Source organism: Streptomyces niveiscabiei, assembly GCF_033794345.1.
GTDB classification, from domain to species: Bacteria; Actinomycetota; Actinomycetes; order Streptomycetales; family Streptomycetaceae; genus Streptomyces; species Streptomyces niveiscabiei.
This window is the reverse complement of record NZ_JARAYJ010000084.1, coordinates 1-7,290: the sequence shown is the minus strand read 5'-3', so window position 1 is coordinate 7,290 and position 7,290 is coordinate 1. Positions and strand designations below refer to the sequence as shown.

The window sequence follows — 7,290 nt, the reverse complement described above, 5'->3', positions numbered from 1 at the left end:
CCCCCCGCCGCCCCCCCCGCCCCCCCCCCCCCCCCCCGCGCCCCCGCCCCCCCCCCCCCCCCCCCCCCCCCCCCCCCCCCGCCCCGCCCCCCCCCCCCCCCCCCCCCCCCCCCCCCCCCCCCCCCCCCCCCCCCCCCCCCCCCCCCCCCCCCCCCCCCCCCCCCCCCGACCCCACCCACCACCTAGGCGCCTCCCGCCGCACCCCACACCACCAGCCCCCTACCCCCCTTGCACCCCCTGCGCCCCCGCCCGATCCAACAACCCCGTCCGAGCCGCCAACGCCGCCGCCTCCAACCTCGACCCCACCCCCAGCTTCATCAACACCCGCTGGACGTGAGTACGAGCCGTCGACGGCGCGATCCCCATCCCCGCCGCGATGAGCCGCGTATCCTCCCCGTCGGCGACCCGCACCAGCACCTCCACCTCGCGCGGCGTGAGCAGATGCAGCAACCGCTGCCCCTCATCGTCCGGCTGGGCGGCGGGATTGAGGAGCTCGCTGAACGCGTTCTGAAGCAGCTGCGGCGCCACCGCCGCCTCCCCCGCCCGCGCCTTCATGATCGCCCGCTCGACCCCCTCGATCCGCTCATCGTGCCGGACGTACCCGGACGCCCCGGCCGCGAACGCCGCGGCGATACCACGCGGGCTCGGAACGGGCCCGAGGACGAGAACGGCGACCTGAGGCCGCTCACGTTTGATGCGGACGACCGGGTCGAACGTACCCGGCTCCGCGGGCGCCGCCGTACCCAGCAGGCACACCTCAGGCGCCCGCGTGATCACCAGCTCCGCCGCGCCCGCGGCGGGCGCCGCCGCGGCGAGGACCCGGTGGCCCCGCAGTTTCAGCGCCGAGGCCAGTGCCTCGGCGAGCAGGCGGTGGTCATCGACCACCATCAGCCGCACTCCCATCGAGCAACCCCCCAGTCCCCCCATGGATGCCCACCCCGGACAGTTTCACGCGAGGCTCCCCCCGGGGCCCCCGCCTTGCATGACCCCGGAAGCTACACGCTTGTTCGACGTCGCGCTCCCCCTACACGTGAGAAGTGCCCCGGATCGGCGAAAATCCTCACGTCCGCGAGGGGGGAAGGGTACGGGAACGGCCCCGCACCCGTAAGACGACGGGTGCGGGGCCGGGAACGGAAACGGTCAGGAACCGGTTCCGTACGCGATCGCGAGCTGCTCGTCCTTGTCGCTTCCGCTCACGTACGTCTGCGACAGGAACAGCCGCCCCTTGGCGTACAGGATCTCCGAGAACCCCGGCGACATGTCCGACTCGGCGTCCACGCTCTCCTTGTCGTCCGGGTTCTTCAGCAGCACCGTCTGCTTGAACGTCGTCCCGTCGATGCTGAGGACCTGGCCGCCCTTGTCGTACGGGCCGCTCTTGTAGACGATCAGGTTCTTGCCGTCCATGCGCAGCGGGTAGAGGTCGAAGTCCTCGCCGCCGTCCGCGCGTTGACCGGTCTGCTTGCCCGTGACGACGTCGAAGGCGACGATCTGCTTCGTACCGGCCCCCGAGTTGTCCTCGGTCTGGATGTACAGCCGGTCGCCCCCGGCGATCACGCCCTCGCAGCCGTCGGCCTCGGAGATCTCGCACTCGGCGCCGTAGTCGGCACCCGGTACGGAGATCCGCGCGCGCAACTGGCCCGTCGCGCTGTCGATGGAGAACAGGTCCGACAGGGAGCTGCCGTCGCCCGCGCTGTCGCCGACGTCCGCGCCGACGACCAGCGGGTCGGTGGAGACGATGCTCGCGTACTCGATGCCGGGGGCCAGCTTGTACTCGGAGAGGACCTTGCCGGAGACCGGGTCGAGGGTCTGGACGCTGAGGGTCGGGTTGTCGTAGTCACCGCACTTGCGGACCGCGACCAGCTTGGGGCCGCCGCCGTAGCCGCGGTCCGTGCAGGTGTCGGCGGTCTTCGGCTGCCACAGCGGCTTGCCGGTGGCGATGTCGAACGCGGCGCCGCCGCTGGTGCCGCTCGCGGCGACCGTGTTCGCGCTGACCGTGACGGCGTCGAAGCTGAGCGCGTAGTCGCCGGCCTGTGCGGTCTTCGTCCACAGCAGCTTGCCGTTGGCGAGGTCGAGGGCGCCGACCTGGTTGCACGGCTGGTACTTGTCCTTCGTCGGCTCGGCCGGCTTGAACAGGATCGCCGTCTTCGTGCCGTCCGCGCTCAGCCAGTGCGCGGCGCCGCAGACCGGGCCGGGGAGCTTGACGGTCCACAGCTTCGTCCCCTTGTCGAGGTCGTAGCCGTCGACGGCGGAGAGCCCCGACTTCGCGTACACCTTGTCGGTGACCCAGGAGCCGTCCGTGTCCGCGCTCTCGCCCTTGGCGACCTTCGGGAGGGGCAGCTGGAACAGCATCTTCGCCTGCGGGTCGGCGGGCGCCTTCTCCGAGCCACCGGCACCGGTCCCGTTCGCCGGGCTCGCGCTCGGCTTGCCGTCCGTCTTCGCCTCGGTCTGCGGCGACTTGGAGTTCGAGTACCAGACCCCGCCGCCGATGATCAACGCGATGGCGACGAGCGCGGACGCGACGATGAGGATCTGCGCCTTCAGCCCGTTGTCCCCACCGGCCTCGACCTGCATGGGAGCGGTGGGAGGCGAGGAGTACGCCGGCGCCGGCTGCCCCGGGTATCCGTACCCCGCCGGGGCGGGATAACCGTACGCGGGCTGGGGCGAGGCCTGCGGATAGCCGTAACCGGCCGGCGCCGCCGGGGGCCCGGCGGGGGGCTGCGGCGGGGCCGGCGGGGGGTTCTGGGGCGCACCGTACGCGGGCGCCTGCGGCCCGCCCGCCGGAGCGCCCGCCGGAGCGCTCGGCGGATATGCCGGCGGCGGCCCCTGGGGTGCGCCGAAGGCCGGCGGCTGGTTCGGCGGGTTCTCGGGGGCCGGGCCCTGCGGGGGCTGGGTCATGGTGTGGGTACCTCGGGAAAGACTCGGGTGGGGAGGGGACGTGGGAGACGGGCCGGGTTCACGCGCGCCACGGCTTCAGCCGCGCGGCGCGACTCGCACCGCCGAGCGACTCGAAACGCCGGTCCGTTCGCCCGCGCCACTGGCCGGCGCATGCCGTCGGCCCGGGCGCGTGAGCGATCGGTGTACGCCGTCGGCCGGGGCATGTGACCGGTCGCCGGTGGGTTCGGAAGGCCGGCGCCACAGGCTTGCCCGGGGCGCCGAAGTCGGCGTGGGCCACGCTCGCGCGGGTACGGGTCCCGGTGGCGTACCACCAGCTCGGCCGCGCCCGCACAGGTGCGGGGACCGGCGTACCGGCTGCCCCACCCGTGCGGGCCGCCGACCGGTCCGGGACACGCGCCCACTCGACCCTGCCGGGCCGCCGGTTCATGCGCGCCGCTCACTTGCCGTACGCCAGCATCAGTTTCTGGCGGGTGTCGTCGTTGCCGGTGATGCGGGTGCTGGAGAGGTAGAAGCGGCCGTCCAGCCAGGCCATGTCCCGTGAGGTGAAGCCGTTCTCGATCTTGGCTGTGCTTGCCGGGAGCTGGAGGAGGGTCGAGGGGGTGTGGGTGGTGCCCGTGGTGGGGATCGTGACGACCCGGCCGGGGGTGTCGTACGACGGTTCCACGTAGGCGACGAGGTTCGTGCCGTCCGTGCGGACGGGGAGCATGGGGCCCTCGCCGGGGGACTTGGTCCGCCACTTCTCCTTGCCCGTGGCCAGGTCGACGGCGACGATCTCGTTGGGGTCGCTGCCGGAGTCGGTGGGGAGGTAGAGGGTGTTCGCGTCGGCGGCCGTGCCTCCGCAGCCCGTCAGGTCGCGGTGGAACAGGTCCCAGCCGCAGTCCGTGCCGATCTTCAGGTCGAAGCCGACCTGGGAGCGCACCGAGCCGTCCGCCTTGAACGCGGCGATGTTCATCAGGTTCTTGTCGTCGTGGGTGCTGTAGATCACCAACGGGTCGACGGAGAAGGCCCGTTCGACCTCCCAGCCCTTGTCGAGGGGCCGGGTCCACTTGACCGCGCCGGTCGCCGGGTTCAGCTCCTGGATCTCCGTGTGCTCGTTCGTGCCGAGCGCGTCGCAGGAGGCGACGGAGATGAGGCGGCTCGCGGACGCCGCGAACGCCGAGGGGAAGCAGGCGTCGCCGTACTTCTCCTTCTCGTACAGCGGCTTGCCGGTCCGTACGTCGTACGCCGCGCCGGACTGGGAGCGCGCGACCATCACCGTGTTGCCGGCGAGCGAGAGGGTGATGCTGGACGCGCTGTCGAAGAGCTTGCCGTCGGGGACCTTGACGGTCCACCCCTTGGCGCCGGTCCTCAGATCGATCTGCTGGAGCTGGTTGCACTCGGCCCGGCTGCTGACCCCGCTCATGTACGCGACGACGATCTTGCCGTCGGCGGTCTGCTGCCGGGTCGCCGCGCAGATCTTCTGCGGGAGGGTGACGGCCGGCCAGGCGGGCTTGCCGTCGGCGGCCTGGTACGCGACGAGTTGCTTGTACGCCGCCTTCACCGCGGTCGTCCCCGTGAACCACATGCCGGGCGCGTCCGCGCCGTCGGCGGGGGTGTCGGGGGCCTCCTTGTACCAGAGCACCTTCGCCTCGCCGGCCTTGCGGGAGGCGTTGAAGTCGGTGGTGTCCGCCTTGCCGTCGCCTTCGCCGTCGCCGGGGTTGACGGGGGCGTCGGAGGAGGACGGCGTGGGGGTGGGGGCGGTGCTCTCCTGGGCGACGGGCTTCTTGTCGTCGCCGCTTCCGGTCACCGCGTACACCGTGCCGCCGATCACCAGGAGCGCGGCCACGGAGGCGCCGATGATGAGGGCGGGCCTGCGCTTGGAGGCGTTGGAGGCGGGCTGCGGGGGCGGATAGGGGGCGTAGCCCTGTGGGGGGTTGCCGTAGGGGGGCTGGGAGGCGTACGGGCCGGCTTGGTAGGGGCCGGGCTGGGGGTACCCGTAGCCCTGCGGGGGTACGGGGGGCTGAGGGGGCTGCTGGGGAGCGCCGTAGCCCGGCGGGTGCGGTTGCTCAGGAGCGCCGTAGCCCGGCTGCTGCTGCGGGGCCCCGTACGGCCCTGGTACCCCGTACCCCCCACCCTGAGGTGTAGTACCACCCGGCGGTGGGCCGAAGCCGCCCCCCGGCGCGTTGCTGTGCCCGTCGTTCGGCGGCGGCTGAGCCATCGACCTGTTCCCCCATGGTTCACTGCTTTCCGGCCATACACCGGACGTATCGGAAGCCTCTTTCTATCACTGGCCCCCGACACCAGAACGCCCCAAATCCGCCCCTGTGCCCAAGGGCGGACCGGGCCGTGATGCCTCCGTTACTCGCCTTCACGCACCCTTCACTACGCGTCCTCGGCGAGTTCCAGCCAGCGCATCTCCAGTTCCTCGCGCTCCGCGCCCAACGCCCGCAATTCGGCGTCGAGTTCGGCGACCTTCGCGAAGTCGGTGGCGTGCTCGGCGATCTGGGCGTGCAGCTTGGCCTCCTTCTCGCCGGCCTTGTCCAACTGCCGCTCGATCTTCTGGAGTTCCTTCTTGGCGGCGCGCTGGTCGGCGGCGCTCTTCTCGGCGGTGGCCGGCTTCTGCGGCGCCGGGACGGCGCCGGCCGCCGCCTCCTCCATCCGCGCCCGGCGCTCCAGGTACTCGTCGATGCCGCGCGGCAGCATCCGCAGGCTCGCGTCACCCAGCAGCGCGAACACGCGGTCGGTCGTGCGCTCGACGAAGAACCGGTCGTGGGAGATGACGACCATCGAGCCGGGCCACCCGTCGAGGAGGTCCTCCAGCTGGGTGAGCGTCTCGATGTCCAGGTCGTTGGTGGGCTCGTCGAGGAAGAGGACGTTGGGCTCGTCCATGAGGAGCCGCAGGAGCTGGAGCCGGCGCCGCTCACCGCCGGAGAGGTCGCCGACCGGCGTCCACTGCTTCTCCTTGTTGAATCCGAACGTCTCGCAGAGCTGGCCCGCGGTCATCTCGCGGCCCTTGCCGAGGTCGACGCGCTCACGGACCTGCTGGACCGCCTCCAGCACCCGCAGCGTGGGCGGGAGTTCGGTGACGTCCTGGGAGAGATACGCGAGCTTGACGGTCTTGCCGACGACGACCCGCCCGGCGGCCGGCTGGGTCTCCCCCTCGGTGTCCCACGCCTGCGCGAGCGCCCGCAGCAGCGACGTCTTGCCCGCGCCGTTCACCCCGACGAGGCCGATCCGGTCGCCGGGTCCGAGCTGCCACGTGATGTGCTTCATCAGCGTCTTGGGGCCCGCCTGGACGGTCACGTCCTCCAGGTCGAACACCGTCCTCCCGAGCCGCGACGACGCGAACTTCATCAGCTCGCTGGAGTCGCGCGGCGGCGGCACGTCCTCGATCAGCGCGTTCGCCGCCTCGATCCGGAACCGCGGCTTCGACGTACGCGCCGGGGCGCCCCGGCGCAGCCACGCCAGCTCCTTGCGGACCAGGTTCTGCCGCTTCGCCTCCTCGGTCGCGGCGATCCGCTCCCGCTCGGCGCGCGCGAAGACGTAGTCCGAGTAGCCGCCCTCGTACTCGTGCACCGTGCCCCGCTGGACGTCCCACATCCGCGTGCACACCTGGTCCAGGAACCACCGGTCGTGCGTCACGCACACGAGCGCGGACCTGCGGCTCTGCAAGTGCCGGGCCAGCCACGAGATCCCCTCCACGTCGAGGTGGTTCGTGGGCTCGTCCAGCACGATCAGGTCCTGGTCCTCGATGAGCAGCTTCGCCAGCGCGATCCGCCGCCGCTCCCCGCCGGACAGGGGCCCGATGACGGTGTCCAGCCCCTGCGGGAACCCGGGCAGGTCCAGCCCTCCGAACAGGCCGGTCAGCACATCCCTGACCTTCGCGTTCCCCGCCCACTCGTGGTCGGCCATGTCCCGGATGACCTCGTGCCGGACGGTGGCGGCGGGGTCGAGCGAGTCGTGCTGGGTCAGCACCCCCAGCCGCAGCCCCCCCGAGTGGGTCACCCGCCCGGTGTCGGCCTCCTCCACCTTGGCCAGCATGCGGATCAGCGTGGTCTTCCCGTCCCCGTTCCGCCCCACGACCCCGATCCGGTCCCCCTCGGACACCCCCAGCGAGATCCCGTCCAGAAGCGCACGCGTCCCGTACACCTTGCTGACGTTCTCGACATTGACGAGGTTGACGGCCATGTTTCTCCTGCCCAGGGGGTTTACAGCTTCCCAGGGTAGTGCGCACGGCCCGTTCACCCCCTCGGGGCCGCCTTCACGCGGGGGTCAGCGTCATCCGCCCGGTCATCAGGACCTCGTGGTTCGCGAACAGCGCGCCGAGTTCGTACCGCCGCCCGATGACGGCGTCCCACGCCGTGCGCGGCTGTTCCCCCACCGGTACGACCCTGGCCCGGTACGCCTGCGTCAGGA

General features: G+C 72.2%; 4 protein-coding genes. All 4 read right to left on the bottom strand.

Annotated elements, in window-relative coordinates; all coding sequences use genetic code 11:
• Window positions 1-219 precede the first annotated feature (219 nt).
• Window positions 220-903, bottom strand: a complete 684-nt coding sequence (locus PV682_RS43730) for a helix-turn-helix transcriptional regulator (protein WP_109364193.1) — start codon at window positions 901-903, stop codon at window positions 220-222.
• 237 nt (window positions 904-1,140) lie between these two features.
• Complete coding sequence (locus tag PV682_RS43725) at window positions 1,141-2,571, bottom strand: outer membrane protein assembly factor BamB family protein (protein ID WP_319738495.1); 1,431 nt, start codon at window positions 2,569-2,571, stop codon at window positions 1,141-1,143.
• A gap of 760 nt (window positions 2,572-3,331) precedes the next feature.
• Complete coding sequence (locus PV682_RS43720; RefSeq protein WP_319738491.1) at window positions 3,332-5,092, bottom strand: outer membrane protein assembly factor BamB family protein; 1,761 nt, start codon at window positions 5,090-5,092, stop codon at window positions 3,332-3,334.
• Between the two features lie 164 nt (window positions 5,093-5,256).
• Entirely contained in the window at window positions 5,257-7,062 is a 1,806-nt protein-coding gene (locus PV682_RS43715; protein WP_319738488.1) for an ABC-F family ATP-binding cassette domain-containing protein, read from the bottom strand.
• Window positions 7,063-7,290: the final 228 nt, after the last annotated feature.

Coding starts and splice junctions, on each gene's coding strand:
- PV682_RS43715 (WP_319738488.1), bottom strand. CDS start 7,062: ATGGCCGTCAACCTCGTCAATGTCGAGAACGTCAGCAAGGTGTACGGG.
- PV682_RS43725 (WP_319738495.1), bottom strand. CDS start 2,571: ATGCAGGTCGAGGCCGGTGGGGACAACGGGCTGAAGGCGCAGATCCTC.
- PV682_RS43730 (WP_109364193.1), bottom strand. CDS start 903: ATGGGAGTGCGGCTGATGGTGGTCGATGACCACCGCCTGCTCGCCGAG.
- PV682_RS43720 (WP_319738491.1), bottom strand. CDS start 5,092: ATGGCTCAGCCGCCGCCGAACGACGGGCACAGCAACGCGCCGGGGGGC.